The organism is Streptomyces sp. NPDC090032, assembly GCF_044748025.1.
Lineage (GTDB): Bacteria > Actinomycetota > Actinomycetes > Streptomycetales > Streptomycetaceae > Streptomyces.
This window is the reverse complement of record NZ_JBIVFF010000011.1, coordinates 42,822-67,590: the sequence shown is the minus strand read 5'-3', so window position 1 is coordinate 67,590 and position 24,769 is coordinate 42,822. Positions and strand designations below refer to the sequence as shown.

22 protein-coding genes and 1 pseudogene are annotated in these 24,769 nt (G+C 72.3%); 9 read left to right on the top strand and 14 right to left on the bottom strand.

The window, feature by feature from the left end:
- Nucleotides 1-112: 112 nt before the first annotated feature.
- The 3 genes from ACIPWY_RS26535 to ACIPWY_RS26525 all read left to right on the top strand — a co-directional run bounded on the left by ACIPWY_RS26535 (nucleotide 113) and on the right by ACIPWY_RS26525 (nucleotide 4,564).
- The gene (locus ACIPWY_RS26535; protein WP_401535511.1) at nucleotides 113-1,858 is read left to right on the top strand and encodes a beta-galactosidase; all 1,746 of its coding nucleotides are present in this window, start codon (nucleotides 113-115) and stop codon (nucleotides 1,856-1,858) included.
- 285 nt (nucleotides 1,859-2,143) lie between these two features.
- Nucleotides 2,144-3,037, top strand: a complete 894-nt coding sequence (locus ACIPWY_RS26530) for a hypothetical protein (RefSeq protein ID WP_362905565.1) — start codon at nucleotides 2,144-2,146, stop codon at nucleotides 3,035-3,037.
- Between the two features lie 48 nt (nucleotides 3,038-3,085).
- Nucleotides 3,086-4,564, top strand: a complete 1,479-nt coding sequence (locus ACIPWY_RS26525; RefSeq protein ID WP_401535338.1) for an ankyrin repeat domain-containing protein — start codon at nucleotides 3,086-3,088, stop codon at nucleotides 4,562-4,564.
- Here ACIPWY_RS26525 and ACIPWY_RS26520 read toward each other — a convergent pair.
- The 5 genes from ACIPWY_RS26520 to hsaA all read right to left on the bottom strand — a co-directional run bounded on the left by ACIPWY_RS26520 (nucleotide 4,524) and on the right by hsaA (nucleotide 10,007).
- The gene (locus ACIPWY_RS26520; RefSeq protein ID WP_362905559.1) at nucleotides 4,524-6,191 is read right to left on the bottom strand and encodes an FAD-dependent oxidoreductase; all 1,668 of its coding nucleotides are present in this window, start codon (nucleotides 6,189-6,191) and stop codon (nucleotides 4,524-4,526) included. The genes ACIPWY_RS26525 and ACIPWY_RS26520 overlap by 41 nt on opposite strands.
- Nucleotides 6,188-6,676 carry a flavin reductase family protein gene (locus ACIPWY_RS26515; protein ID WP_401535335.1) on the bottom strand — a complete coding sequence of 163 codons (489 nt, stop codon included), beginning with the start codon at nucleotides 6,674-6,676 and terminating at the stop codon, nucleotides 6,188-6,190. The genes ACIPWY_RS26520 and ACIPWY_RS26515 overlap by 4 nt, the downstream gene beginning before the upstream one ends.
- A complete protein-coding gene (locus tag ACIPWY_RS26510; RefSeq protein WP_362905555.1) occupies nucleotides 6,664-7,560 on the bottom strand; it encodes a VOC family protein in 897 nt (298 codons plus the stop codon). Before ACIPWY_RS26510 ends, ACIPWY_RS26515 begins: the two co-directional genes overlap by 13 nt.
- Before the next feature lie 93 nt (nucleotides 7,561-7,653).
- Nucleotides 7,654-8,514, bottom strand: coding sequence for a 4,5:9,10-diseco-3-hydroxy-5,9,17-trioxoandrosta-1(10),2-diene-4-oate hydrolase (gene hsaD, locus ACIPWY_RS26505; RefSeq protein ID WP_362905553.1), 861 nt, complete (start codon nucleotides 8,512-8,514; stop codon nucleotides 7,654-7,656).
- Nucleotides 8,515-8,822: 308 nt separating this feature from the next.
- Entirely contained in the window at nucleotides 8,823-10,007 is a 1,185-nt protein-coding gene (gene hsaA, locus ACIPWY_RS26500) for a 3-hydroxy-9,10-secoandrosta-1,3,5(10)-triene-9,17-dione monooxygenase oxygenase subunit (protein ID WP_393705574.1), read from the bottom strand.
- Nucleotides 10,008-10,314: 307 nt separating this feature from the next.
- On the opposite strand from hsaA, the gene ACIPWY_RS26495 reads away from it, so the two are divergent.
- Nucleotides 10,315-11,184, top strand: a complete 870-nt coding sequence (locus tag ACIPWY_RS26495; RefSeq protein WP_362905550.1) for an IclR family transcriptional regulator — start codon at nucleotides 10,315-10,317, stop codon at nucleotides 11,182-11,184.
- A 124-nt stretch (nucleotides 11,185-11,308) separates the two neighbouring features.
- Here ACIPWY_RS26495 and ACIPWY_RS26490 read toward each other — a convergent pair whose 3' ends face one another.
- The 8 genes from ACIPWY_RS26490 to ACIPWY_RS26455 all read right to left on the bottom strand — a co-directional run bounded on the left by ACIPWY_RS26490 (nucleotide 11,309) and on the right by ACIPWY_RS26455 (nucleotide 18,338).
- Nucleotides 11,309-12,313: a ferredoxin--NADP reductase gene (locus tag ACIPWY_RS26490; protein ID WP_362905548.1), complete on the bottom strand. Its 1,005-nt coding sequence runs from the start codon at nucleotides 12,311-12,313 to the stop codon at nucleotides 11,309-11,311.
- Entirely contained in the window at nucleotides 12,306-12,533 is a 228-nt protein-coding gene (locus ACIPWY_RS26485; RefSeq protein ID WP_362905546.1) for a hypothetical protein, read from the bottom strand. Before ACIPWY_RS26485 ends, ACIPWY_RS26490 begins: the two co-directional genes overlap by 8 nt.
- A complete protein-coding gene (locus ACIPWY_RS26480; protein ID WP_362905544.1) occupies nucleotides 12,533-13,678 on the bottom strand; it encodes a Rieske 2Fe-2S domain-containing protein in 1,146 nt (381 codons plus the stop codon). Before ACIPWY_RS26480 ends, ACIPWY_RS26485 begins: the two co-directional genes overlap by 1 nt.
- A 17-nt stretch (nucleotides 13,679-13,695) precedes the next feature.
- Complete coding sequence (gene dmpG, locus ACIPWY_RS26475) at nucleotides 13,696-14,745, bottom strand: 4-hydroxy-2-oxovalerate aldolase (protein WP_362905542.1); 1,050 nt, start codon at nucleotides 14,743-14,745, stop codon at nucleotides 13,696-13,698.
- Nucleotides 14,742-15,641 carry an acetaldehyde dehydrogenase (acetylating) gene (locus tag ACIPWY_RS26470; RefSeq protein ID WP_401535326.1) on the bottom strand — a complete coding sequence of 300 codons (900 nt, stop codon included), beginning with the start codon at nucleotides 15,639-15,641 and terminating at the stop codon, nucleotides 14,742-14,744. The genes dmpG and ACIPWY_RS26470 overlap by 4 nt, the downstream gene beginning before the upstream one ends.
- A 34-nt stretch (nucleotides 15,642-15,675) precedes the next feature.
- Nucleotides 15,676-16,458 carry a 2-keto-4-pentenoate hydratase gene (locus ACIPWY_RS26465; RefSeq protein ID WP_401535323.1) on the bottom strand — a complete coding sequence of 261 codons (783 nt, stop codon included), beginning with the start codon at nucleotides 16,456-16,458 and terminating at the stop codon, nucleotides 15,676-15,678.
- A gap of 163 nt (nucleotides 16,459-16,621) precedes the next feature.
- Entirely contained in the window at nucleotides 16,622-17,581 is a 960-nt protein-coding gene (locus tag ACIPWY_RS26460) for an SDR family oxidoreductase (protein ID WP_401535320.1), read from the bottom strand.
- A 1-nt stretch (nucleotide 17,582) separates the two neighbouring features.
- Entirely contained in the window at nucleotides 17,583-18,338 is a 756-nt protein-coding gene (locus ACIPWY_RS26455; RefSeq protein ID WP_362905537.1) for an SDR family oxidoreductase, read from the bottom strand.
- A gap of 88 nt (nucleotides 18,339-18,426) precedes the next feature.
- On the opposite strand from ACIPWY_RS26455, the gene ACIPWY_RS26450 reads away from it, so the two are divergent.
- The 5 genes and pseudogenes from ACIPWY_RS26450 (at nucleotide 18,427) to ACIPWY_RS26430 (ending at nucleotide 22,912) form a co-directional block, all read left to right on the top strand.
- Complete coding sequence (locus ACIPWY_RS26450; RefSeq protein ID WP_393705569.1) at nucleotides 18,427-19,248, top strand: enoyl-CoA hydratase family protein; 822 nt, start codon at nucleotides 18,427-18,429, stop codon at nucleotides 19,246-19,248.
- Nucleotides 19,245-20,096 (top strand): annotated as a pseudogene (locus tag ACIPWY_RS26445) (CoA transferase subunit A); the annotation flags it as partial. The gene ACIPWY_RS26450 and the pseudogene ACIPWY_RS26445, both read left to right, overlap by 4 nt.
- Nucleotides 20,097-20,159: 63 nt before the next feature.
- Complete coding sequence (locus ACIPWY_RS26440; protein WP_362905733.1) at nucleotides 20,160-20,909, top strand: CoA-transferase; 750 nt, start codon at nucleotides 20,160-20,162, stop codon at nucleotides 20,907-20,909.
- Nucleotides 20,906-21,970: an NAD(P)H-dependent flavin oxidoreductase gene (locus ACIPWY_RS26435; RefSeq protein WP_401535315.1), complete on the top strand. Its 1,065-nt coding sequence runs from the start codon at nucleotides 20,906-20,908 to the stop codon at nucleotides 21,968-21,970. The genes ACIPWY_RS26440 and ACIPWY_RS26435 overlap by 4 nt, the downstream gene beginning before the upstream one ends.
- Nucleotides 21,971-21,997: 27 nt before the next feature.
- The gene (locus tag ACIPWY_RS26430) at nucleotides 21,998-22,912 is read left to right on the top strand and encodes a tyrosine-protein phosphatase (protein ID WP_362905531.1); all 915 of its coding nucleotides are present in this window, start codon (nucleotides 21,998-22,000) and stop codon (nucleotides 22,910-22,912) included.
- Nucleotides 22,913-23,025: 113 nt separating this feature from the next.
- On the opposite strand, the gene ACIPWY_RS26425 is transcribed toward ACIPWY_RS26430, so the two are convergent.
- Nucleotides 23,026-24,726, bottom strand: coding sequence for a DEAD/DEAH box helicase (locus ACIPWY_RS26425; RefSeq protein ID WP_401535312.1), 1,701 nt, complete (start codon nucleotides 24,724-24,726; stop codon nucleotides 23,026-23,028).
- Nucleotides 24,727-24,769: the final 43 nt, after the last annotated feature.

Below are 24,769 nucleotides of genomic sequence, written 5' to 3'. Positions count from 1 at the left end.
GTGTGGTGCCGGTGGTGCGCGGTTACGTCCAAACAGGGCTGATCTTTGTCCATGGACCCTGCCGCCCGCCAGAGGTGATCGTGGCGGGCAGTACGTGAGCGAGAGGGACATGATGGCCGGGTTCAGAGTGGGCGAGGACGACTTCGAGGTCGACGGGCGGCCGGTGCGGCTCCTGTCGGGGGCGCTGCACTACTTCCGGGTGCACGAGGAGCAGTGGGGGCACCGTCTCGCGATGCTGCGGGCGATGGGCCTGAACTGTGTGGAGACGTACGTCCCGTGGAATCTGCACGAGCCGCGGCCCGGGGAGCTGCGCGATGTGGGGGCGCTGGGCCGGTTTCTGGACGCGGTGCGCGATGCGGGGCTGTGGGCGATCGTGCGTCCGGGGCCGTACATCTGTGCCGAGTGGGAGAACGGTGGGCTGCCGCACTGGGTGACGGGTCCGCTGGGCTCGCGGGTGCGGACCAGGGACGGGGAGTTCCTGGCGGCGGTGGACCGCTGGTTCGCGGCGCTGCTCCCTCAGGTCGTGGAGCGGCAGTTCGACCGGGGCGGCCCGGTGATCATGGTTCAGGTGGAGAACGAGTACGGCTCGTACGGCTCGGACCAGGTGTATCTGGCGCAGATCGCGGACGGTCTGCGTGGGCTCGGGGTGACGGTGCCGCTGTTCACGTCGGACGGTCCGGACGATCACATGCTGACGGGCGGGTCGGTGCCGGGTGTCCTCGCGACGGCGAACTTCGGGTCGAACGCGCGGCGTGGTTTCGAGACGCTGCGCCGGCACCGGCCCAAGGGTCCGCTGATGTGCATGGAGTTCTGGTGCGGCTGGTTCGACCACTGGGGCGCGGATCACGTCGTGCGGGACGCCGAGGACGCGGCGGCGGCTCTGCGGGAGATCCTGGAGTGCGGGGCGTCGGTCAATCTGTACATGGCGCACGGCGGGACGAGTTTCGGGGGCTGGGCGGGGGCGAACCGTGCGGGGTCGTTGCACGAGGGGCGGCTTCTGCCCGATGTGACGTCGTACGACTATGACGCGCCGGTCGACGAGCACGGGCGGCCGACGGAGAAGTTCTGGCGTTTTCGTGAGGTGTTCGCCGCGTACGCGGACGGGCCGCTGCCGGACGTCCCCGAGCAGCCGGCGGCGCTGACCGAAGCGGTGACGGCGGAGCTGACGTCGTACGTGCCGCTGGACGCGGTTCTGGAGGGGCTCGGTTCGGCGGAGGGCGAGTACGCGGTGCCGCCGACCTTCGAGGACCTCGACGTGGACCGGGGTCTGGTCCGCTACAGCGTGGACGTGCCGGGGCCGCGCAGGGCGTATCCGCTGCGGGCCGCGGGGCTGCGCGACCGTGCGGTGGTGTACGTCGACGGGGTGCGGGCCGGGGTGCTCACGGAGGACGAGCCGGTCCTCGCGGAGCCCGTCGCGGGGCCCGCGCGCGTCGAGCTGTGGGTGGAGTCCCTGGGCCGGGTCAACTACGGGCCGCGTACGGGTGAGCCGAAGGGCATCACGGGCGGGGTGCTGCACGAGCGGCAGTATCTGCACGGGGTGCTGGCGCGGGCGCTGCGCCTGGACGCGTTCGACGACGCGGACACGGTGCGCGCTCTCGCGGCGGTGGACGGCTCTCCCGGGGCGGCGGGCCTTTACCGCGGCACGTTCGAGGTGAGCGGTGCGGGGGACGCCGAGCTCGAACTGCCGGGCTGGACGCGGGGGTTCGTGTGGGTGAACGGCTTCAACCTGGGCCGTTACTGGTCGGTGGGGCCGCAGCACTCGCTGTACGTTCCGGGTCCCGTGCTGCGGGAGGGCCGTAACGAGGTGTGGGTGCTGGAGACGGAGGCGGCGGGCGAGCCGCGTGTGACGTTGTCGTAGGCGCCGCCGGGCAGACGTACGGGGCCGGTTCCGGATCACGGAACCGGCCCCTCTCTACGCGTGACTGGGTGCGGGCCGCTCTCCGTGGGAGCCGGCGGGCACGGTCCTCGCTGCGCTCATGGTGGGGCGCGTTGATCACGATGCTGCGGATGGGGCGTGCGGGCCCATGGACAAAGGTGGGAAAGGTCTTGGACTAATCGCGCACGGTGGGCCTGCCGGATCCCGCCGTACAGTGGAGTTCCGGTGTCCGGGCGGTGGTGCCCGACGGCCCCAGGGGGTGCGGGCGTGGCGAACGGCGGACCGGTGGAGCACGGCTTTCCGCATCTGGAGACGGTGCGTGCGGCGGTGACGGCGCTGTACAAGCGGCTCTCGTACGACACGGTGCACGCCTTCGGGACGAGTGTCGCCCCGGTCGACGTGGCGTTCTGCGATCAGGACGACCTGTATCTGGGGGCGCAGCGGGTGGCGCGTGAGCTGGTGGGGCACTACCGGCTGCCGGATGCGCGGATGATCGTCAGTTTCCGCGAGATGACGCATGCGGCGAGTGTCGAGCTCGCGGCGGGGCCTGAGTACTTCATCGAGCTGAACGACCGGTTCCGTACGCATCGGCGTGACATCGGGGCCGCTCTCTCCCATGAGGTCATGCACGTCTATCTGCACCGGCTCGGGCTCTCGTTCCCGGGGACGCGGGACAACGAGATCCTCACGGACACGGCGACCACGTATCTGGGGGCGGGCTGGCTGCTGCTCGACGCGTACCGGGAGGACGCGGCGAGCTCGCAGAAGCTCGGCTATCTGACGCCGGAGGAGTTCGGTTACGTGCTGGCCAAGCGGTCGCTGGCGTTCGGTGAGGCGCCGGAGACGTGGTTCACCAGCGCGCAGGCGTACACCGCGTACACGAAGGGGCTGGCGCTGGCGCGGGCCGACGAGCAGCAGCCGCCGCTGACGGCGGCCGGGTGGGCGGGGCGGCGGCGGTACGCGAAGGACCGCCGGGAGGCGCAGCACGGCGGGATGGGCGGGATGGCGCCCGGCGGTGCGTACGCGTTCTCGACGGAGGGGTCCGTGCTGCGGGTGACGTTTCCGTGTCCGACGTGTCATCAGCGGATCAGGGTGCCGGTGCGGGGCCGGGTGCGGGCGCGTTGCGCACTGTGCCACACCGTCTTGGATTGCGACACATAGCCCCAAAACGCTTTGCTTTCACCCTGGGTGAGGGGCGATGGTCGACTTATGGACGAAGAGGTCAAGGCGGGCGCGAGTGGCCTGTTCGACGCGGTGTACGGCGGTGACGAGGACGCGGTGGTGCGGGCTCTGCGCGCGGGTGCCGCGGCGGACGAGCCGGACGACGAGGGCCGTACGGCGCTCTATCTGGCGTCGGTGAGCGACGAGCCGGGCATCGTACGGCTGCTGCTTTCGGCCGGGGCGGACCCGGACCGGCTGAGCAGTGGCACGGATCTGCCGCTGTGCGGGGCGGCGTGCGGCGGGCACACGGAGGTCGTGCGGGCGCTCCTCGCGGCGGGCGCGCGGGTCGATCTGCGCGAGGAGTTCGGGTTCACGGCGATGGCGTGGGCGCTCCAGCGCGGGCACGAAGGGGTGGTGCGGGCGCTGCTCGACGGCGGCGCGGATCCGCAGCTGCCGGGGCCCGGTGGCGGGCTTCCGCTGGTCGCGGCGGCGCGGCGCGGGTCGACGGGGTGTGTGCGGGCGCTGCTCGAACACGGGGCGCAGGGGCGGGTCGAGGCGCTCGACGAGGCGCTGGCCTGGTGCGGGGTGGATGTGGCGGCGGTGCTGCGGGCGGGCCTTGAGCAGCCGCAGAGCGAGGCGGTGACGCAGCGGTTCGTGGAGGACGGCGGGGTGACCGTGGTCGTGGAGCTGCTGGACGAGGAGGGGCGGCCGCGGTCGGGCAACGACATGCAGACGGGGCACGCGGCGATCGCCACGCTTTTGGAGGCGGACCTCGGTACCGTCACGCCGGCCGACGAGCTCGCCGAGCGTGCGCTGCGCCGCGGTGACCCGGACGACGACGACTGGACCGAGGCCGTCTCGGTGCTCCAGGCGCGCGGTGACGAGGAGACGTATCGGGCGGCGGCCGAGTGGTGCGCGAGCGGTGACGGGCCGCGGCGGGCCTTCGGGGCGGACGTGCTCGGGCAGTTGGGGCCGCGGGGCCGGTACACCGCCAGGTCGCTTCCTGTGCTGCGCACCCTCGCCCGCACGGCCCGCGACAGCGCCGGCCTTCGCTCGGCCGTCGTCGCGCTCGGCCATCACGGGGACCCGGCCGCACTGCCGGAAATCCTGCGCCACGCCGGGCATCCGGAGCCGCGGGTGCGGCGCGCGGTCGCGCTCGCCCTGACGGGTCTGGTGCCCGCCGGTCACGAAGAGGGCGTCGCGGCGCTGGTCGCGCTGACCCGCGACACGGACGGCGATGTGCGCAACTGGGCCGCGGCGGCGCTCTCCGCGGCGCCTGCGGACACGGCCGAGGTGCGCGACGCGCTGGCCGCGCTCCTCGATGACCCGGTCGCGGACGCCGCGGCGGAGGCGGCCCGTGGTCTGGCGATGCGCCACGATCCACGGGCCGTCGGGGCGCTCGCGCGGATCCTCGCCTGCCAGGCGCCGGGCGGGTACGCGCACGACACGGCGCGGGACGCGATCCGTCACGTCCCCGACGCGCGGGTCAGGGCCCGTCTTGAGTGGACGCTCCCGCGATGTCGCTGACGGCGGCCCAGCTGAACGCCATGGCGGGCCCGATCGTGGCGCCGGGCCCGGGGTACGTCTCCCCCATGACGGCCGCCGAGCAGTTCCCGGAGGCGTAGAGCCCGGCGATGGGGGTGCCGTCCTCGCGCAGGACGCGGGCGTCGCCGTCCGTGACGAGGCCGCCCTTGGTGCCGATGTCGCCGGGGTGGACGGGGACGGCGTAGAAGGGGCCCTTGTCGAGGGGTGCGAGGTTGGGGTTCGGGAGGGTCGGGTCGCCGTAGTAGCGGTCGTAGACGCTGTCGCCGCGTGCGAAGTCCTCGTCCTTTCCGGTGGCGGCGAAGCCGTTGAACCTCCTTATCGCGGACGGGAGTTGAGGGGCTTCGATGATCCGGGCGAGTTCCTCCACGGTGGCGGCCTGCTTCAGGAAGCCGCTCTCGCGCCACCGCTTGGGGAAGGCCTGGCCGGGGAAGAGGCCCGCGAAGATGTAGCGGGCCTTGGAGCGGGCGTCGAGGATCAGCCAGGACGGGACGGTCGTCGCGTCGGGGCGGTCGGCGGCGTACATGCGGTCCACGAACTCGTGGTACGGCGCGGCCTCGTTGGCGTACCGCTCCCCCGCCGCGTTCACGATCACCATGCCGGGGATGCCCCGGTCGGCGACGAGGAAGAAGGGCTTCTCGCCCGGCGGGCACAGGGAGGGGGCGCCCCACACCTTGTCGAGGAGGTCGGTGGCGGCCCCCAGTTCCTCGCCCAGGCGCAGGGCGTCGCCGACCTGGCCCTCACAGGCGTGGGTCCACGCGGTCGACGTGGGCCGCGGCAGGTACTTGTCGCGCAGGGCCTGGTCGTGGGAGAAGCCGCCGGAGGCGAGGACGACGCCGCCGCGGGCCCGTACGACCTGTTCGGTCCCGTCGCGCAGGACACGGACGCCGGTGACGCGCTCGCCCTCCACGACGAGGCCGGTCAGCGGCGCCGAAAGCCACAGGTCGCCGCCGAGGCGCTCCAGGGAGAGCCGCATCCTGGCGATGAGCGCCTCGCCGAGCGAGAGCAGCTTGCGCCCGCGCAGTGCCGCGCCCACGGCCCGCGCCCCCACCCGCAGCGACCTGCGCCTGCCGGCCCAGGTGCGGGCGACCATGTTGAGGAAGCGGAAGTCGTACGACGTCATGGTCAGCCCGTACGTGGGCAGCCCGGCCCGGCGCAGGTCCCGGGCGAGCGGGCCGAGTTCCTTGAGGTCGACGACGCACGGCTCGGCCGAGCGGCCCTGCGCCATGCCGCCGAGCGCTTCCGGGAAGTAGTCGGAGTAGCCGGGCGTGTACATGAAGCGGACGGCGGTGCGGTCGTGGAACTCGCGCACCATGCGCGGCCCGTGCCGCAGATAGGCGTCCTTGCGGTGGGCGGGCACGCGGTCGCCGACGGTCGCGTCCAGGTAGGCGCGGGCCTTCTCGTACGTGTCGCCGAGGCCGGCCGCGTCCAGGTGGAAGTTGCCCGGCACCCAGATCGCGCCGCCGGACAGGGCGGTGGATCCGCCGTAGCGGTCGGTCTTCTCGACGATCAGGGCGGTCAGGCCGCGCAGGCGGGCGGTGATCGCGGCGGCGAACCCGGCGGCGCCGGACCCGACCACCACCACGTCGTAACTGAGTTCGGCGTCGGTCATGCGAACTCCCCGGTGGCGTAGGCGCTGCGGAAGTAGAGGAGGGGTTCGCCGCCGTCGCGTGCGGTCAGGGCGAGGACGCGGGCGGTGACGATCCAGTGGTCGCCGGCCTCGTGGACGGCGTACAGCTCGCAGTCGACGGTGGCGAGGGCGCCGGCCACGCGGACCACGCCGCCTTCGGCCGGCTCCCACTGCACGTCGCGGAACTTGTCGGGCCCGCTGCGGCCGACGGAGGCGCACACGGCGCGCTGGTCGTCGGCGAGGATCGAGACGCCGAACCGGCCCGCGCGCCGTACCTTGGGCCAGCTCGTCGACGACTTGGCGACGCACAGCAGCACGAGCGGCGGTTCGAGGGAGAGCGACGCGAAGGACTGGCAGGCGAGGCCGACGGGCTCTCCGCTGTCCTCGTCGAGGGCGGCGACGACGGTGACGCCGGACGCGAAGCGGCCCAGGACGTCACGGAACGCGTCCGGGGTCAGCCGTTCCACTGGTGGCCCCAGAAACTGTCGGAGGTGATCTCCTTCGTCACCCAGGTCTCTTTGTCGACGACAAGACCGTCCCAGCCGTACTCGACCTGGAAGCCGCCGGGAGCCTGCGCGTAGAACGACACCATGTGGTCGTTGGAGTGCCGGCCGAGGGTGGAGGCGATGGGGATGCCGGCCGCGTTCATGCGGTCCAGGCAGAAGCCGACGTCGTCGAGACGCTCCAGCTCGACCATGAAGTGCACGATGCCGGGCGGGAGTTCACCCGGGTACAAGCCGAGGCTGTGGTGGCGGGCGCCCGGGCTGAGGAAGTTCATCCAGTAGAAGTCCTGGCCCGGCTTCCCCGTGGGCACGGCGACGGGCGGCAGCTTCATGCGGTCGCGGAGCTGGAAGCCGAGAAGGTTCTCGTAGAAGTCGACGGCGGCTTCCATGTCGGGGGCCGGCATGACGACGTGGCCGAGGCCGAGGTGGTCGCCGGTGACGAAGCGGTTGCCGTAGGGCGCGGCGAGCGGGGTGTGGTCCTGGGCCTGGCCCCAGTAGATCTCCAGGGGGTTGCCGGCCGGGTCCTCGCAGTGGATGAGGCCCTGGACGCGGCGGTCGGCGAGGGTGGCGTCGTCGGCGTGCTTGACGGCGACGCCGGCCGCTTCGAGTTCGGTGGCGGCTTCGGCGAGCGCTCGCGCGTTCGCGACCTCGAAGCCGGCGGACAGGAGCCGGTCGTGTTCGCCCGCCACGAAGGACAGGCGGCGGATGCGGTCGTCGATCCGGGCGTGCAGGACCGTGTCCGTCGAGTCGGCGCCCTCGGTCATCCCGAGGATGTCGATGACGTAGGTGCGCCACTCGGCGAGCTTCGCGGTCTCGATGCGGAGGAAGCCCAGAGAGCGGATGTCCATGGCTGCGGGCCTTTCGGAGACTGGTGGGTGGGGACCAGTGGCTTGGCTGGTGGCGTGCCTGGTGGGACTGGTGACCAGCGGCGTGGCTGGTGGCTAGTGGCGGAAGAAGTCGACGGCGAGGCGGTTGAACTCGTCGAACCGCTCGGTCTGCGCCCAGTGGCCGCAGTGCGGGAAGACGTGCAGGCGCGCGTCGGGGATGGTCTTGAGGGCGACCAGCGCGCCGTCGAGCGGGTTGACGCGGTCCTCGCGGCCCCAGGTGAGGAGGGTGGGCGCGGTGATGCGGTGGGCCTCGCGCCACAGCATCGTGTCGGCGGGCCACTTGGCGAAGGACGCGGCCATGCGGTCGTTGCCGAGCTTGGCCTCGGGGTCGGTGGCCTGCGCGTAGCGCTCCTCGACGAACGCGTCGGTGACGATCGAGGCGTCGTACGCGAGGGTGGTGAGGAAGTCCCGCATCATGGCGCGGGTCGGCTCGCCCGAGCCGTTGAACGCGAAGAGCTTCTTGATGCCCTCGGTCGGGTCGGGCGCGAACAGGTTGACGGAGATGCCGCCCGGCCCCATCAGGAGGAGCTTGCCGACCTTGTCCGGGTGGTCGAGGGCCATCCGGGTCGCGGTGCCGCCGCCGAGGGAGTTCCCCACGAAGTGCGCCCGGCTGATGGCGAGTTCGTCCATGAGGGCGGCCACGGCGTCGGCCGCGAAGGAGAAGAAGTCCTTGGTGGGCTCGGGCTTGTCGGAGGCGCCGTAGCAGGGCTGGTCGATCAGGAGGGTACGGAAGTGCCCGGCGAAGACCGGCAGGTTGCGGCCGAAGTTGGACCAGCCGGAGGCGCCGGGACCGCCGCCGTGCAGCATGATCACGACGGGGGCGTCCGGGGCGTCGGGGCCCGCCTCGTGGTAGTGGAGCGTGAGGCCCGCGGTTTTGGCGGTCCGCGAAGTCGCTTCGTGGGTCAAGGTGTTCACCGGATGCCTCCGAGGATGTCCCGGCCCACAGGCTGGGGTGGAATCGGACTCATGCCGAGCAGGCCAAGAGCCGAGGTTTCGCTCTCAGGGCGAAGGACCGCTGGATAAGCTGATCGACGTACGTTGCGAGAACCAAGCGCGTACACGGTGCTGATCGAGAACCAAGACAGCACATGCACCTCCAAGCTTTGCCGCATCGAACCGGGCTGGTTTCAACCCGGCTGGTGTTGATCGTGGAAGACCTGTGGGACCGCCGGTCCGCAGGCAGCGTGAGCCAGGAATCCCCTTGCCTCAGCTGGGGGGAGGATTCACAGCATCGTGTCCTGGATGTCGAGGCCGAGGGCGCTCTGGCCGGAGAGGACGAGGGCGCGCTCGGGGTCGTTGGCGGCGTGACCGCGGCCGGTGTGGACGTCGCGCCAGGCGCGCTGGACCGGGTTGGGGCCGGTGCGCAGGGCGCCGCCGCCCGAGTTCTCCATGAGGAGGTCGACGGCGGCGACGGCGCGTTCGGTGGCGAGGACCTGGTCGCGGCGGGCGCGGGCGCGCAGCGGCATCGGAAGTTCCTCGCCGCGTTCGGCACATGCGTACAACTCGCTGATGTTGCGCTGGAGTTGAAGACCGGCGGCGTCGATGTCGGAGGCGGCACGGGCGATGCGGACCTGCGCGAAGGGGTCCTCGGCGACCTGCTGGCCGTAGGAGACACGGAAGCGCTTGCGGGTGGCCTCCACGTACGCGTCGAGGGCGCCCTCGGCGATGCCGACGATGGGGGTGGAGATGGTGGTGGTGAAGACGGCGGCGTACGGGAGGCGGTAGAGCGGCTCCGGGTTGACCTCGTGGCCCGGCACGTTCAGGGCCGTGACGGGGCCGAAGCTGAGGGCGCGGTGCTCGGGCACGAACACGTCCTCGCACACGACGTTGTTGGAGCCGGTGCCGCGCAGGCCGACGGTGTCCCACACGTCGTCGATGCGGTACTCGGCGCGCGGCACGAGGAACGTCCGCATGTCGACGGGCCGGCCGTCCGCGTCCAGGACGAGGCCGCCGAGCAGCGCCCAGTCCGCGTGGTCGCAGCCGGAGGAGAAGCTCCAGGAGCCGCTGATGCGGAAGCCGCCGTCGACGGGGGTGACCTTGCCGGTCGGCGCGTACGAGGAGCAGATCCGGGTCGACGGGTCGGCGCCCCACACCTCTTCCTGGGCGCGCGGGTCGTAGAGCGCGACGTGCCAGGGGTGCACGCCGACGACGGACGCGACCCAGCCGGTGGAGCCGCAGGCCCGGGCGATCTCGCGGACGGCGGCGTAGAAGACGGCCGGGTCGGCGGCGAATCCGCCGTGGGCCCGGGGCTGGAGGAGCCGGAAGAAGCCGGTCTGCTCCAGGTCCTTGATCGAGGTGTCGGGCACCTTGCGCAGCGCCTCCGCCTCGGCGGCGCGTTCACGCAGCGCCGGCGCGAGGGCGCGGACCGCTTCGAGTACGGCGGCTGCGGTGGCCGGGAATTCGCTCATGCGAGGGCCCTCTCCTGGGTGCGGGTTCGAGTGGCTGGACCGTACGCCCGCCTCCCGCGGGCCGAGAACGGGTGGTTCCCGCTGAGCGGGAACCACGACGGGAACCACAGCGGGCACCTCGACGGGAACCACGGTGGGTTCCCCGGAGCGCGGCACGACGGCGATACGCGCACGCACAGGTATGCCGAACCGAAATACATGGCTCCCGGCTCTTCCCCTCGGGCGAGGGTGCGTGGCAAGGTCGGCGCGAGGTCGTCAACGCGCCCGCAATGTCGCGGATGCGCCCTGTTGTCCTGGGGGTTCAGCCATGCCCGAGCAGACCGGGATCGTCGAGGGCACCGCGCCCTCTCTCCTGGAGAAGGCCGCGAAGGTGCTCGGCGCCTTCGACGGCGCGCAGCCGCGTCTCTCCCTCACCGAGGTGATCCGGCGCTCCGGGATTCCCCGGTCCTCCGCCCACCGCATCCTCGACCAGCTGGTGCGGCTCGGCTGGCTGGACCGGGAGGGCCGCGACTACCGGATGGGCATGGGGATGCTCGAACTCGGCGCGCTCGCCGCCCACCACAACCGGCTGCGGCGGGCGGCGCTCCCCCGGCTGCACGCGCTGCACGAGTCGACCGGGCACCTGGTGCACCTGTACGTCCTCGACGGCGCCGAAGTGGTCTGCCTGGAGCGGATCGGCGGCCTGCACGACACGTCGGTGCCTTCGCGGGTCGGTGGCCGCATGCCCGCGTACTGCACGGCCGCCGGCAAGGCCGTTCTCGCGTTCAGCGACCCGGCCACCGTCGAGGCCGCCCTCGCGTACGGGCTGCGCCCCCGCACACCACGCACCCTCACGCATCCGACGGCGCTGCGGTCCGCGCTCGCCGCGGCCCGCGACCGGGGCGTCGCCTTCGACCACGAGGAGAGCCACCGCGACGTCGTCTGCGTCGCGGCCCCGCTGCGCGGCGCGGGCCGGGCCGTCGCCGCGATCTCCCTGTCCGGCAAGGGCCTGACGGCCCAGCGCGACCTGGAACGCCTCGCGCCCGCCGTGCTCGCCTGCGCCCGCTCGGTCTGGCGCGACCTGTACGGGCCCGGGCGCGCGACCCGCTCGGCGCCACCCCCGAGCTGCGCGCCGGGCGTCTCCGAGCAGGGGATGGACAACATGATGGGGTGGCTGCGGACGAGTGAGTGGATGTAGGCCGCACCGTCCCTGCCGACGCGGGAACCTCCGGTCAACGCGGGAACCCCGGACCGACACGGGCACCCCCCGGCCGACGCCGGTGCCCCCGGTCAAGAACGCGGGCACCTCAGGAGTACGCACCTCAGGAGTACGTGACCCCCACCGCGTCCGACACCGGCAGCGCCTGGCACGCGAGTATGTACCCGTCGTCGAGGTCCCGCTGGTCGAGGATCTCGTTCCGCTCCATCGTGACCTCCCCCTCGGTGACCCGGCAGCAGCACGCGCTGCACGCGCCCTCGCGGCACGAGAAGGGGGCGTCGACGCCTGCGGCGAGCAGGGCGTCGAGCAGGGGCGTCCCGGCGGGCCACGCCACTTCCCGCTCCTCGCCGTCGAGTTCGACGTGGAGGCAGTGGTCGTCGGCGGCCTGCTCGGCCGGGTCCACACCGGCGGCCTGGTCCCGGCGCTCGGCGAACACGTCGTCGCCGAGCGAGAAGTACCGCTCCCTGCGCACGGACCGCCCGCCCACCGCCCGCAGCGCCTGCTCGGCCGCGTCCATCAGGGGCGCGGGCCCGCACAGATAGGCGTCACGGCCCGCGTACGGCGCGAGCGGTGCGCGCAGGGCCGCGGCCGTGGGCAGGCCCTGGAGGGTTTCCAGCCAGTGCACGACGGTGAGCCGACCTGCGAACTCGACTCCCAGGAGCCGGAGTTCCTCGCGGAAGATGACCGACTCCTCGTCGCGGTTGGCGTACAGGAGGGCGACCCGGCCGCGGCCCGCGGCGAGGGCCGACTTGGCGATGGAGACGACGGGTGTGATGCCGCTGCCGCCCGCCACGAGCAGCAGGTCCCGGTCGAGGTCGGGCGGGGTGAACGTGCCGGCGGGCGGCAGGACCTCCAGCTCGTCGCCGGGTGCGACGCGCTCGCAGATCCAGCCCGAACCGGCTCCCCCGGCGACCCTCTTCACCGTCACCTTCATGGGTTCGCCGGTGTGCGGGGAGCTGGCCAGCGAGTAACAGCGGGCCCCGCCACCGGGCAGCCGTACGGTCATGAACTGGCCGGGTTTGTACGGGAGTTGTGCGTCCAGGACGAGAGAGACCGCATCGGCCGTCTCCCGTATCACCTCGGCGACCCGGACCCTCACGCTAGGCATCCGCGACCTCCAGGAGTCCGCTCGCGACCGCCACGTCGATGGTCGCCCGCAGCGGAGCGCAGCCCCGTACCCGCGCGCTCAGCTCGCCGGCCGCGACGCGCTCCGCGATGATCGGGCAGACCTCGGCCGCCGCCCCGGTCCACTGGATCTGGGTGTGGGCGGGGCTGAACTTCTCGCACAGGACCTCGTTGCCGCAGGCCGCGCACCGGACGGGCCGCATCAGTCGGCCTCCCGTCGGGCGAGGTTCTGCTCGACCTCCGCGCGCCAGGCCGCGGTCGCCCGCTCGGTGTCGATCTCGAACTCGAAGCGCCGCACCATCTCATCCTTGACGTCGGCGGCGTCCACGTAGAACTGCTCGTACCAGCGGCGCAGTTGGTAGACCGGGCCGTCCTCCTCGGTGAGGAGGGGGTTGTCGATGCGGGTCTTGTTCCGCCAGATCTCGACGTCCTGCTCGAAGCCGACCGCGAGCCCTTCCGAGGTGAGCCGCGCGACGTCGGCGGCCTGCTCGTCACTCATGCCGGGCAGCTTCCTGACGATCGTGCCGTACATGAGCATGAAGCTGTTCTCGTCGATCGGGTAATGGCAGTTGATGAGGACGGACTCCATCTCGACACCTCCCCCGACATCGCTCCACAGCTTGTCGATCATGTACGAGGGCCCGAAGTACGAGGCGTCGGAGCGCAGGCCGCCGCCGGTGGACAGGGTGCCGAGCTCGACGTCGCCGCGTGGCGTGGACTCCATGTACTGGGTGGCGACATGGCCGTCGAAGATGTTCTTGAAGTAGTTCGGGAACGCGTAGTGGACGTAGAAGAAGTGCGCCATGTCTACGACGTTGTCCACGATCTCGCGGCAGTTGGCGTTCTCTACGCGCAGGGCGCTCCAGGACCAGTCCGACCACTCGGGGCTGCCGAAGCCCTCGATCTCCGGGATGGTGACGCCGGGCGGGGGCTCATTGCCCTCGGGGTCGTGCCACACGTAGAGCTGCCCGTTGCGTTCGAGGGTGGTCCAGGCGCGGGTCCTGGCGCGCGGCGGGACGCGGCGCGCGTACGGGATGCCGGCGCAGCGCCCGTCACCAGCCCAGCGCCAGTCGTGGAACGGGCAGGCGATGGCGTTGCCCTTGACGGTGCCGTGGGCGAGGTTGCCGCCCATGTGGGGGCAGTAGGCGTTGAGGACGTGCAGACGGTCGGGACCTCCCGCCACGGGCTCCCCGCGGAAGACGACGAGCTTCGTGCCGAACGCCTCGATCTCGTGCGGGCCGCCTTCCCGGAAGGCCGCGGCCAGGCCCAGGCAGTGCCAGCCGCGGGCGTAGCGGGCCGGCGGTGCGGCTGCCTCGATGACGCGGACCTCTTGCTGCTGTGCGGTCATGTCGCGTGTCCTGCCCTTCAGTCGCGTGCCGCGAGTTCGACGGCGATGTCGATGAGCTGGTCCTCCTGACCGCCGACGAGGCGACGCTCCCCGGCGCGCAGCAGGATCTCGGCGCCGGAGACGCCGTAGCGCTCCGCCTGCCGGTAGGCGTGCTTGAGGAAGCTGGAGTAGACGCCGGCGTGCCCCATCAGGAGGGACATCCGGTCGAGCAGGCACTCGTCGTCCATGACGGGCCGTACGACGTCCTCGGCCGCGTCGATGATCTTCAGTACGTCGATGCCCGTACGGATGCCCATCTTGTGGCAGACGGCGGCGAACGCCTCGACGGGCGTGTTGCCCGCGCCCGCGCCGAGCCGCCGCGTCGAACCGTCGATCTGCAGCGCCCCGGCGCGCACGGCGGCGACGGAATTGCCCACGCCCAGGCCCAGGTTCTCGTGTCCGTGGAAGCCGACCTGCGCGTCGTCGCCCAGCTCGGCGACGAGCGCGGAGACCCGGTCGGTGACGTCGTCCATCACCAGGGCGCCGGCCGAGTCGACGACGTACACGCACTGGCAGCCGGCGTCGGCCATGATCCTGGCCTGGGCGGCGAGGCGCTCGGGGGTCGTGGAGTGCGCCATCATCAGGAACCCGACGGTCTCCAGGTCCATCTCGCGGGCGAGTTGAAAGTGCTGGACGGAGACGTCGGCCTCGGTGCAGTGCGTGGCGATGCGGCACACGCTCGCGCCGTTTCCGTGCGCGGCCCGGATGTCGTCCTTCACACCGAGCCCCGGCAGCATCAGGAACGCGATCTTCGCATTGCGCGCCGCGTCGACGGCGGCCTTGATGAGTTCCTGCTCGGGCGTCTTCGAGAACCCGTAGTTGAAGGACGAGCCGCCGAGGCCGTCGCCGTGCGTGACCTCGATGACGGGGAGGCCCGCGCCGTCGAGGGCGCCGACGATGCCGCGCACGTCGTCAGCGGTGAACTGGTGCCGCTTGGCGTGCGAACCGTCGCGCAGCGAGGAGTCGGTGACGCGGATGTCGAGGGTGTCGGAGTACGGCTTCACTTGGGTGTCGGAGTACGGCTTCACTTGCTGATCCCCTTTGCGAGCTCCTCGCCGACCTTCGTCGCGGCGGCGGTCATGATGTCGAGGTTTCCTGCGTACGGCGGCAGGAAGTCGCCCGCGCCCTCCACCTCCAGGAAGATCGCGACGCGCGCCATCCCTCCGTTCATGGGTGAGGGATCGTCGAACTGCGGTTCCGTGCGCAGCCGGTAGCCCGGTACGTACGTCGCCACGCTCTCGGCGATCTCCTTCACGGAGAGCGTGATCGCGTCCCGGTCGGCGTCCTCGGGGATGGCGCAGAAGACGGTGTCACGCATGATGACGGGGGGCTCGGCCGGGTTGAGGATGATGATCGCCTTGCCGCGCGCGGCGCCGCCGATCTCCTCGATGCCGCGGGACGTCGTACGGGTGAACTCGTCGATGTTCGCTCGGGTGCCGGGCCCCGCGGACACCGAGGCGACGGACGCCACGATCTCCGCGTACGCGACGGGGACGACGCGTGAGACCGCGTACACCATGGGGATGGTGGCCTGGCCGCCACAGGTGATCATGTTGATGTTGGGGGCGTCGAGATGCGCGGTGAGGTTCGCGGGCGGGACCACGGCGGGGCCGACGGCGGCCGGGGTCAGGTCGATGGCCCTGATGCCCAGCTCGGCGTAGCGCGGGGCGTTGGCGCGGTGGACGTGGGCGCTGGTCGCCTCGAAGACGAGGTCGGGCAGTTCGTCCTGGGCGAGGAGATGCCCGACGCCCTCGTGGCTCGCCTCGACGCCCGTCTCCCGCGCCCACGCGAGGCCCGCGCTGTCCGGGTCGACTCCGATCATCCAGCGCGGCTCGATGTACGGGGAGCGGTGGAGCTTGTGGAGGAGGTCGGTGCCGATGTTCCCGGAGCCGACGATCGCGGCGGTGACCTTCTTCGCAGTCATACGTACCTCAGCAGAGTCAGCGGACCCGTCGGGGTCATCGGAACGAGAGCGATACGGCGCCGAGTCCGGTGAACTCGGCGGTGTAGGTGCGGCCCGCCTCGGCATCGACGGCGCGGGTGCAGGAGCCGGGGAGGATGACGTGCCCCTTGCGCAGGGGGACGCCGAAGCGGGCGACGGTGCGGGCCAGCCAGGCGACGGAGACGGCCGGGTCGCCGAGCACGGCGTCACCGCGGCCCTGCGCGATCTCCTCATCGTCGCAGGTGAGCTTGGCCTCGACGGCCTTGAGGTCGAGGTCGCGCGGGTCCCGGCCGGCGCCGATGACGTAACCGGCGGACGAGGCGTTGTCGGCGATCGTGTCGGCGATGGTGATGCGCCAGTCGGCGATCCGGCTGTCGATCAACTCCAGTGCGGGCACGACGCGTTCGGTCGCGGAGAGGACGTCGGCCGGGGTGCAGCCCTCGCCGGGCAGGTCGTCGCCCAGTACGAATCCGATCTCGACCTCGACGCGGGGTGCGCAGTAGCGGACGGTGTCGACGGGCCGGTCCTCGTGCAGCTCCATGTCGTCGAGGAGATGGCCGTAGTCGGGTTCGTCGACGCCCATCATGCGCTGCATCACCGGCGACGAGAGGCCCACCTTGTGCCCGGTGACCTGGGCGCCCAGGGCGGTCCTGTGCCGGATGTTGATCAGCTGGATCTCGTACGCGTCCTCGGTGCCGATGCCCTCGAACGCGCCGGCCAGGGGCGCGACGGGACTGCGGCCGAGCTCGGCGCGACGCAGCAGGCCTGCGGCCTCCTGCCGACTCCGGACGTCAAGCATCTCGGCTCCTTGGGGTGACGGTCTGGCCCGCGGTGCGGTGCGGTGCACCGCGGTGGGCCAGACGGTAGGCCGGAGCCGGGACGTGGAGGGAGACCGGATTCCCGCTGAGCGGGAAGGTGCCGGCGGGCCCGTAGGGGCGGGGCACGCCCCTACGGGGGCGGCGTCACCCGCTCCCGTAGACCGCTCCCGGCGCCTCCGCCCTGCCGAGGAGTTCCCTCGCCGCCTCGCCGGCCTCGGTCGGGGTCCAGCGCGCCGCCTTGTCGGCGGTGGGCCCCGGGCGCCAGCCCTCCATGACGGTGATGCGGCCGGCCTCCGCCTCGAAGACGCGGCCGGTCACGCCGTCGCTGGTGGACGATCCGAGCCACACCACCACCGGCGACACGTTCTCCGGGGCCATCGCGTCGAAGCCGTCCTCGGGCGCGGCCATCGCGCCGGCGAACGTCGCCTCCGTCATGCGGGTGCGGGCCGCCGGCGCGACCGCGTTCACCTGCACCCCGTACCGCCCCATCTCCGCCGCGGCGACCAGGGTGAGACCCACGATGCCGGCCTTCGCCGCGCTGTAGTTGCCCTGGCCCACCGAGCCGAGGAGACCCGCCCCCGACGACGTGTTCACCACCCGCGCCGAGGGGGTCCTGCCTGCCTTCGCCTCGGCCCGCCAGTGCGCCGCCGCGTGCTTCAACGGCAGGAAGTGGCCCTTGAGATGCACGCGCATGACCGCGTCCCAGTCGTCCTCGTCGAGGTTGACCAGCATCCGGTCGCGGAGAAAGCCCGCGTTGTTGACGAGCGTGTCCAGGCGTCCGAAGGTGTCGAGGGCCGTGGCGACGAGGGACGCGGCGCCGTCCGTGGTCGCGATGTCACCGCCGTGGGCGACGGCCTCGCCGCCCAGGGCCCGTATCTCCTCGACCACTTGGGCCGCCGGACTGTCCGGCGCCAGGGCCCCGTCCAGGCCCACCCCCAGGTCGTTGACCACCAGCCGCGCTCCCTCGGCGGCGAACGCCAGCGCGTGCGCACGCCCCAGACCGCGCCCGGCCCCCGTCACGACCACGACCCGCCCCGCACACAGCCCCGAACCAGCACCCGCACCCATACCCGCAGCCATATCCGCTCCCATGCCCTTCTCCATGTCACGCCTCCTTGTTGACAGTTGCCGCGTCCAGGAATGCCGGCCGCTCCCCGCCTCCGTGCACCAGCAAGCTCGCCCCCGTGATGTACGACGCCGCGTCCGAGGCGAGGAACACCGCCGCGTCCCCGATCTCCGAGGGCTCGGCGAGGCGGCCGACCGGCACCGTGCGCCCCACCGCCGCCACGCCCTCCTCGTCCCCGTAGTGCAGATGGGACAACTCGGTGCGCACCATCCCGAGGACCAGCGTGTTCACCCGTATTTCCGGCGCCCACTCCACCGCCATCGAGCGCGCCAGGTTCTCCAGGCCCGCCTTGGCCGCCCCGTACGCCGCCGTGCCCGGCGAGGGTCTGGCCCCGCTCACACTGCCGATCATCACGACCGACCCGCGCGTGCGCCGCAGTTGCTCCCGCGCGGCCAGCGACGCCGTCATGGGCGCGGTGAGATTGAGCTCGACCACGCGCGCGTGCCGGTCCGCGTCGGACTCACCGAGCAGGCGGTACGGCGTGCCTCCCGCGTTGTTCACCAGCACGTCCACCCGGTCGAGGCCCGCGAAAAGGCGCCGTACGGCCGGACCGTCCCGCAGGTCGACCGGGATGAACTCGCAGCCGGGCAGCGGCTCTTCGGGGGGTCTGCGCGCGCACACCACGACGTCCGCCCCGGCCCGCACGAACGCCCCCGCGATCCCGGCCCCCACGCCCCGGGTGCCCCCGGTGACGACCGCGACCTTCCCCTTCAGGGGCCTTGAGCTCAGATCCATGTCATCCACCCCAGGTCCATTCCGCTCGTCCCCATCGCCTGCTACCTTCCTACCAAACAAACGTTAGGTGGAAAGGTAGCTGAACGCCATGGGTGTCTCCACCTCCTCACCCGAAAAGGGGATCGCCGTCGTCACGGTGGACTTCCCTCCGGTCAACGCGCTGCCGGTGCGGGGCTGGTACGACCTGGCCGACGCCCTGCGCGCGGCGGGCCGCGACCCGGACGTGCGCTGCGTCGTCCTCGCCTCCGAGGGCCGGGGGTTCAACGCGGGCGTCGACATCAAGGAGATGCAGCGCGACACGGCGTCCGGCGGCCACAGCGCCCTCATCGGCGCGAACCGCGGCTGCTACGAGGCCTTCGCGGCCGTGTACGAGTGCGAGGTTCCGGTCGTCGCCGCCGTCAACGGCTTCTGTCTGGGCGGCGGCATCGGCCTCGTGGGCAACGCGGACGCGATCGTCGCCTCGGACGACGCCACGTTCGGCCTCCCCGAGCTCGACCGCGGAGCGCTCGGCGCCGCGACCCATCTCGCCAGACTCGTGCCGCAGCACCTGATGCGCGCCCTCTACTACACCTCGCGCACGGCGACGGCCCAGGAGCTGCACGCGCACGGCTCCGTCTGGAAGGTCGTGCCGCGCGCCGAACTGCGGGCCGCCGCCCTGGACCTGGCCCGCGAGATCGCCCGCAAGGACGGCTCGCTCATCCGCCTCGCCAAGGCCGCGATCAACGGCATCGACCCCGTCGACGTTCGCCGGAGCTACCGCTTCGAACAGGGTTTCACCTTCGAGGCGAACCTCAGCGGCGTCGCGGACCGCATCCGCGACACGTTCGGCACAGGCACCGACACAAGTACCACCGCAGACCCAGGCACGAACACGAACACGAACACGGCGAGCAAGGGGGAAGCCAAGTGACGGACAAGACCATGACGCCCGAGGACGTCGTCGCCCGGCTCCGCAGCGGCATGACCATCGGCATCGGCGGCTGGGGCTCGCGCCGCAAGCCCATGGCCCTCGTACGGGCCCTGCTGCGCAGCGACGTCACGGATCTCACCGTCGTCGCGTACGGCGGCCCGGACGTCGGCCTGCTCGCCGCCGCCGGGAAGATCCGCAAGCTGGTCACCGCGTTCGTGACCCTCGACTCGATCCCGCTCGAACCGCACTTCCGCGAGGCCCGCCAGCGCGGCGCGTTCGCACTGACGGAGGTCGACGAGGCGATGTTCATGTGGGGCCTGCACGCCGCGGCGAACCGGCTCCCCTTCATCCCGGTGCGGGCCGGCATCGGCTCGGACGTCATGCGCGTCAACCCCGGGCTGAAGACGGTCGATTCGCCGTATGAGGACGGGGAGACGCTGGTCGCGATGCCGGCGCTGCGTATGGACGCGGCGCTCGTCCACATGAACCGCGCGGACCGGCACGGAAACGGCCAGTACCTGGGCCCCGACCCGTACTTCGACGACCTGTTCTGCGAGGCGGCCGACACGGCGTACATGTCGTGCGAGGAGCTGGTGGAGGGATTCGGGGACGTCGGGGACACCGTTCCGCAGACCCTCCTCGTCAAGCGGCACGCGGTCACCGGCGTGGTCGAGACGCCGAACGGCGCGCACTTCACGTCGTGCGCCCCCGACTACGGGCGGGACGAGGCGTTCCAGAAGCTGTACGCGTCCACGCCCTGGCCCGAGTTCGCCGAGCGCTTCCTGCCCGCGCGCGGCGACGAGAAGAGCTACCAGGAAGCCGTACGGAACTGGCACGCGGAGCAGGAGGAGCAGGCGGCGCCGGCCACCGCGACCGCTCCCCCATCCGCACCGGCGACGGCAACCACTCCCGTGGCAAGCACCACCCCCACCCGGGCCGAATACTGCGCCATCGCCTGTGCCGACGCCTGGCGCGACAGCGGTGAGATCCTGGCGAGCCCCATGGGGCTGATCCCCTCCGTCGGGGCACGCCTCGCCAAGCGCACCTTCTCCCCCGATCTCCTCCTCACCGACGGCGAGGCGATGACCGTGGGGCTCGGCGGGGAGCCGGAGGGCTGGCTTCCGTACCGTCAGCACCTCACCATGGTCACCGGCGGCAGGCGCCACGTGATGATGGGCGCGAGCCAGATCGACCGGCACGGCAACCAGAACATCTCGTGCATCGGCGACTGGGACCGCCCCGCCCGCCAGCTGCTCGGGGTCCGCGGCGCACCCGTCAACACCCTCAACAATCCGGTGAGTTACTGGGTCCCGAAGCACTCCGCGCGCGTGTTCGTCGAGAAGGTCGACATGATCAGCGGGGTCGGGTACGACAGCGCCGCCGCGGCGGGACCGTCGGCGACGCGCTACCACCGCGTCCCGCGCGTCGTGTCGAACCTCGGCGTCTTCGACTTCGAGACGCCGGACCGCTCGATGCGGCTCGCGTCGGTGCACCCCGGCGTCACCGTCGACGAGGTGATCGCGGCGACCGGCTTCCCGCTGGTCCTGCCGGACGGGGGCGACGTGCCGTACACGCGCGAGCCCACCCCGGAGGAGCTGCGGCTGATCCGCGAGGTCATCGACCCGAAGGGCCTGCGCGACCGCGAGGTCAGGCCCGTATGAGCGAGGCGACCGTCGAGACCGCGTTCACCAAGCTGGTCGGCGTCCGCCACCCGCTCGTACAGACCGGCATGGGCTGGGTCGCGGGCCCGCGCCTCGTGTCGGCGTCGGCGAACGCCGGGGCGCTCGGCATCCTGGCGTCCGCCACCATGACCCTCGACCAGCTCAGGTCGGCGGTGCGCGAGGTGAAGTCCCGTACGGACGAACCCTTCGGGGTCAATCTGCGCGCGGACGCCGGTGACGCGCGGGACCGCGTGCGGGTGATCATCGACGAGGGCGTGCGGGTCGCCTCGTTCGCGCTCGCGCCGTCCCGTGACCTGATCGCCGAGCTGAAGGACGCGGGCGTCGTCGTCATCCCTTCCATCGGTGCCCGGCGCCATGCCGAGAAGGTCGCCGCGTGGGGCGCGGACGCCGTCATCGTGCAGGGCGGCGAGGGCGGCGGACACACGGGGGACGTCACGACGACGGTGCTGCTGCCGCAGGTCGTCGACGCCGTGGACATCCCCGTGATCGGCGCGGGCGGGTTCCACGACGGGCGCGGCCTGGTCGCCGCCCTCGCGTACGGGGCGGCCGGCGTCGCCATGGGCACCCGTTTCCTGCTCACCTCCGACTCGACCGTCCCCGACGCGGTGAAGGCCAGGTATCTGGCGGCCACGGTCAAGGACGTCACGGTGACGACGGCCGTGGACGGGCTGCCGCACCGCATGCTGCGTACGGATCTCGTCGACTCGCTGGAGCGGGCGGGGCGTACGCGCGCGCTCGCGCAGGCCGTGCGGCGGGCCGCCGGGTTCAGGAAGCTGTCGGGCCTGAGCTGGCCGCAGATGGTCCGCGACGGACTGGCGATGAAGCACGGCAAGGATCTGTCGTGGAGCCAGGTCCTGCTCGCCGCGAACACCCCCATGCTCCTCAAGGCGTCCATGGTCGAGGGCCGCACCGACCTCGGCGTCATGGCATCGGGCCAGGTCGCGGGGGTGATCGAGGACCTCCCGAGCTGTGAGGAGCTCGTCACCCGCGTGATGTCCGAGGCCCGGCACGTGCTCGGCACCCTGCCTACCCCAGGGTGATCCCGCTTCCCGCAAGGGAGTTCAGCGATGCCACGCACTGTGTCCAGACGCGCCCTCGTCGGCGCCGCAATCACCACCCTGACGGCCGCGGCCGTCGCACCCGGTGCCACCGCCGCCGGACGGCGTCGCCCGTACCAGGACCCGCCGATCCGGCACGTCTCCCTCCAGGGCGCGGTCAACGTCCGTGACGTGGGCGGCTACCGGGTCCTCGGCGGCGGTCGCGTCCGCCAGGGACTCGTCTACCGCGCCGACGCCCTGTCCAAGCTCACCGACGCCGACCTCACGACACTCTCGGGCCTCGGCCTGCGCCGGGTGGTCGACTACCGGGTGCCGGTGGAGATCCAGTACGACGGCGCGGACCGCCTCCCTGCCGGCCTCACCCCGCAGTCACGACCCGTATCCGACAACGGCCTGTACGCGCAGATGATGGCCGCGATCAGTTCCAAGGACCCGGCTCGGCAGGAGGAGATGCTCGGCGGCGGCCGGGCGGCCGCGTTCATGCGGAGCGTGTATCCGCGGTTCGTGTCGGACGCGGACAACCGCGCGCGGTTCGCGGCCACACTGCGCGACGCCGCGTACGGCACCGGCGGCCGGGGCGCGCTCCTGTACCACTGCACGTCGGGGAAGGACCGCACGGGCTGGACGACGTACGTCCTGCTGCTCCTGCTCGGCGTGCCCGAACGGAGCGCCGTGGACGACTACTTGGCGTCGAACGCGTTCCGTGCCGCGTACGACGCGAAGGTCCGCGACGGGCTGAAGCAGTCCGGCATGATGCTCAACCCGGACCTGCTGATCCCGCTCCAGGAGGTCCGTAGGGAGTATCTGTCGGCGGCTCTCGACCAGGCGCGGGCGGACTACGGCAGCCTGGGCCGGTACGTCTCGCAGGGGCTCGGCCTCGACCTGGACACCGTCGCGGCCCTGCGCCACCGGCTGGTCGACTGACGCGGACGCTGAGACCGACACGGACGCGAACACTGACGCGAACGCGAAGCGGGGCGGTGGGGCGAGGGCTGTTCGCCTCGTCCCACCGCCCCGCCGCTCAGCTGGGGTACCGCTTACGCTGCCGCGCCGCGCCCGGCGTCACGCGGACCGCGCCGCGACCGGCCGCCACGACCGCCGGCGCTCTGACCGGCGCCGCCCTGCCCGGGACCGCCCTGGCCACGGCCACCCTGGCCCCGGCCACCGGCGCCCTGGGAGCGACCGCCCTGGACGGCCTGGCCGCGCCCGCCGCCCTGACCGCCGCCTTCGCCGCGCCCGGCCTGCGCGCGCCCGCCCTGGGCACGCCCCGCCTGGCCGCCGCCCTGGCCGCGTCCGCTGCCGCCCCGGCTGCGCCGCGACTGACGGGCTCCGGAGGAAGCCGGAGCGGTCGGCTCCGGGACCTCGATGACGGCGGGGACGCCGGAGGGCTCCCGCGCGCCGGTGATGCGGACGAGCTCCTCATCGGTGGACTTGACCTGCGTGGTCTGCGGACGGATGCCCGCGTCCCGCATCAGGCGCGTGACGTCGCGCTTCTGCTCGGGCAGGACCAGCGTGACGACGCTGCCGGACTCACCGGCGCGGGCGGTCCGGCCGCCGCGGTGCAGGTAGTCCTTGTGCTCGGTCGGCGGGTCGACGTTCACGACGAGGCCGAGGTCGTCGACATGTATGCCGCGGGCGGCGACGTTCGTGGCGACGAGGGCCGTGACCCGGCCGTCCTTGAACTGCTCCAGGGTGCGGTTGCGCTGCGGCTGCGAGCGTCCGCCGTGCAGCGGCGCCGCGAGGACACCGCTGGCGAGGAGCCGCTTGGCGAGCCGGTCGGCGGACCGCTTGGTGTCGACGAAGAGGATCACGCGGCCTTCGCGGGCGGCGATGCGCGCGGTGACGGCCTTCTTGTCGGTCTCGTCGAGCACGTGGAGGACGTGGTGCTCCATCGTGGTGACGGCGCCCGCCGACGGGTCCACGGAGTGGACGACCGGGTCGGTCAGGAACTGCCGGACGAGCCGGTCCACGTTCCGGTCGAGCGTCGCCGAGAACAGCATGGTCTGACCGCCCGGGGCGACCTGCTTGAGGAGCGCCGTGACCTGCGGCATGAAGCCCATGTCGGCCATCTGGTCGGCCTCGTCGAGGACGGTGATCCGCACCTCGGACAGGTCGCAGTCGCCGCGCTCGATGAGGTCCTTGAGGCGGCCGGGCGTCGCCACTACGACGTCCGCGCCGCGGCGCAGGGAAGACGCCTGGCGGGAGATCGACATGCCGCCGACGACGGTGGTCAGGCGGAGCCTGACGGCGCCCGCGTACGGAGTGAGGGCGTCGGTGACCTGCTGGGCGAGCTCACGGGTCGGCACGAGGACGAGGGCCAGCGGCATGCGCGGCTCCGCCTTGAGGCCGGCGGTGCGGGCGAGCATCGGCAGGCCGAACGCGAGGGTCTTGCCGGAGCCGGTGCGGCCGCGGCCGAGGAGGTCGCGTCCCGCGAGGGAGTTGGGGAGGGTGGCGCCCTGAATGGGGAACGGCTCGGTGACGCCCTGCTCGGTGAGCGTCTTCAGAAGGCCGGCCGGCATGTCGAGCTCGGCGAACGTCGCGGCCGCGGGCAGCGCGGGCGTCGTGTTCTCCGGCATCGTGAATTCCTGCGGCGGCGTGGGCCTGCGCTCGGGAACGCGGCCCTTTCCGCTGGACCTTCCGCCCCGGGAGTTCCTTCCGGCGCTTCCGGCACCCGCGTTTCCTGAAGCGGATGCGGACCGGGTGCGGGTCGGGCGGGGCGGACGTGCGGGGTTAGCCATGCGGGCATGCCTTCCTGGGCCTGGGCGGCCGGGAGCCGGTGGC